Here is a 2,466-nt window from a genome sequence, read left to right as displayed (position 1 = left end):
TCTAGTCGAATTATTACAAAACATATTTCGCTTAATTTATCAAGAGCAAAATGTTTAGGATTATTTATCATTTCAATGCTTAACAGCAGGACAGTAAACATGTCATTGTTATGCAATAGAATGCCGTCTGGGATTAAAGCAGCTTCATGGTATAGAAGGATGCAAAGATTTATCTCTGAAATCTCAATATCATGGAGAGTATTACCTGTTATGTTAGTCATGATGACTGGGTTTGAGCAGGAGCAAAAATGGGTATTGTGTTTAGATAGAACGAATTGGAAATTTGGTAAACGACATATAAATATTTTATATTTAGCTGTCAGTTTTCATGGTATAGCGATCCCCCTTTTTGGAATTTTCTAAGTGATAAAAAGTGTGGTAACTCTGATTATATTGAGCGTATTGATCTGATGGAGTGTTTTTTAGAAGTTTTTGACAAAAACCGCATTGAAGCATTAACCGCTGATAGAGAATTTATAGGTAAGGAATGGCTCTCTTGGCTTAGAACAAATCAAATAAGATACGTTTTTCGAGTTAGAGAAAATAGACAATATATCAGTAATGCAAGGGGAAAAATGGTTAAAATACAAGAGTTATTTCGCCCTCTAGCCATAGGATCGCATGTGAGTTTGTCACAACGTAGAATTGGTACAAAAGGTGAAATATTTAATGTAGTAGGGATCAGAAATAAGAAGAGTGAACTTGCAGTCTTAATACATAGTGATGAGATCAAAAATCCTGCTGAGATAAAAGCAGGCTAAGAAAGTACTGGAGGAGATTAAGATTAGACTAAAAGAGTGTGGTCTTGAACTACACCCAGAAAAGACAAAAATAGTGTATTGTAAAGATGATGATCGAGGAGGCTCTTATGAGTATGAAAGCTTTGATTTTCTTGGCTATACATTTAGACCACGATTATCAATGAATAAATATGGTAAAACTTTTGTTAACTTTTCACCTGCAATTAGTAAGCAAGCTGCAAACCGTATCAGAAAGGAGATAAGGAGTTGGAGAATACATCTGCGAAGTGATAAAACTATTACTGACCTAGCGAGGATGTTTAATGCACATGTACAAGGATGGGTAAATTATTATGGACGATATTATAAATCGGCTATGTATCCATTTTTACGTAATATGGAGCGTTTTCTAACACGTTGGGTAATGAGGAAATACAAAAGATTCCAAGGTTATAAGAAACGAGCAAGGAATTGGTTAGGGTGTGTGCGAAAGCGTGAACCTAGACTATTTGTTCATTGGAGGTTAGGCCTTGGATCAAGGTTTGGATAATGGGAGCGGTGTAAGCTGAGAGGTTTACGCACCGTTCTGCGAGAGACTGAAGGGGAGGTTCCTTCGGTCTACTCACCTTATAGTTTGTGCAAAATCTGAAAGCTCTTGTATTAAAGCAAAGAAGATAATTAACGATTGGTTAAATATTAGAGGATTAACATTATCAGAGGAAAAGACCAAGATACTCCATATTAAGGAAGGGTTTGACTTTCTGGGATTTAATATCCGTCAATATAATACCAAGAGTACAAGAAGAGGTGTAACACTACTAGTTAAACCATCCAAAGATACTATAAAATCATTCAAAAAGCGAATGAAGATAGAATGGAAAAGAAGTTTTTCATGGGCAATTGATAAAGTAATTGACAATCTTAATCCTAGCATAATGGGATGGTGCAGTTATTTTAACAAAGTTATCTCTAAGAGAACTTTTACTCAACTAGATCGATGGATGTGGATGCGACAAGCAAGATTTGTTTGTCGAAGACATCCTAAAAAACGCGAGTTTCGTATTCAAAAAGTCGCTGAATAGCTGATAGTAACTGGGTTACGGGGATCTTAATAATACTGTTTTTGTTATAAAGTGAGTACAAAATACAAATTGCTAATTAAAATATGGTATTTATAGTATTAGAAAAAAGTTTATAGGTTATTGAAAAAACTTTAAGAGCAATAACCTATGATAATGGATTTTACAGAAATATTTTGTTACGTCGATGATTTTTTCAAGAATTAGACAAGCATACAAATTCAATTACTAACCATAACAACAAATCTGGTCCTAAAAGTCGACTGAACAGAAGTGAGGTAATAACAATTATAATAGGCTACTGGCAGTCATCTTATGATTGTTTTAAGAATTATTATCTGAAGCAAATATGAATTCATCATCAAAGAGATTTTCAATTAGTAAGCTATAGTCAATTTATAAAAATAATAGGTCCACATTTACCACTATTAGTACTAATATTCAATTCTATTTTGGATCAGTGTGACGGACTCTCTTTTGTAGATTCAAGTAATATAGAGGTATGTAAGAGATACCGTATTTCAATGAATAAAGTGTTCGCCGGCATAGCAGCAAGCAGTAAGACAACAAAAGGTTGGTTCTATGGACTTAAACTACATCTAATAATTAATAGAGCCGGTGGTATAGTTAAAGCATCTTTTTAGCCC

At 33.9% G+C, this 2,466-nt stretch carries 5 protein-coding genes; all 5 read left to right on the top strand.

Annotated elements, in window-relative coordinates; genetic code table 11:
* Nucleotides 1-9 precede the first annotated feature (9 nt).
* The 5 genes from REIS_RS11135 (at nt 10) to REIS_RS12595 (ending at nt 2,463) form a co-directional block, all read left to right on the top strand.
* Nucleotides 10-363, top strand: coding sequence for a transposase (locus tag REIS_RS11135; RefSeq protein ID WP_241760951.1), 354 nt, complete (start codon nt 10-12; stop codon nt 361-363).
* 47 nt (nt 364-410) lie between these two features.
* Entirely contained in the window at nt 411-761 is a 351-nt protein-coding gene (locus REIS_RS11130; RefSeq protein ID WP_008580135.1) for a transposase, read from the top strand.
* Between the two features lie 73 nt (nt 762-834).
* The gene (locus REIS_RS04725; RefSeq protein WP_008580133.1) at nt 835-1,290 is read left to right on the top strand and encodes a group II intron maturase-specific domain-containing protein; all 456 of its coding nucleotides are present in this window, start codon (nt 835-837) and stop codon (nt 1,288-1,290) included.
* A 46-nt stretch (nt 1,291-1,336) separates the two neighbouring features.
* On the top strand, nt 1,337-1,822 hold the full coding sequence (locus REIS_RS17210; RefSeq protein WP_371256165.1) for a group II intron maturase-specific domain-containing protein: 486 nt from the start codon (nt 1,337-1,339) through the stop codon (nt 1,820-1,822).
* Between the two features lie 449 nt (nt 1,823-2,271).
* The gene (locus REIS_RS12595; protein ID WP_008580131.1) at nt 2,272-2,463 is read left to right on the top strand and encodes a transposase; all 192 of its coding nucleotides are present in this window, start codon (nt 2,272-2,274) and stop codon (nt 2,461-2,463) included.
* Nucleotides 2,464-2,466 lie beyond the last annotated feature (3 nt).

Source organism: Rickettsia endosymbiont of Ixodes scapularis, from assembly GCF_000160735.1.
Taxonomy (GTDB): domain Bacteria; phylum Pseudomonadota; class Alphaproteobacteria; order Rickettsiales; family Rickettsiaceae; genus Rickettsia; species Rickettsia tamurae.
This window is presented reverse-complemented; position numbering and strand designations above follow the sequence as displayed.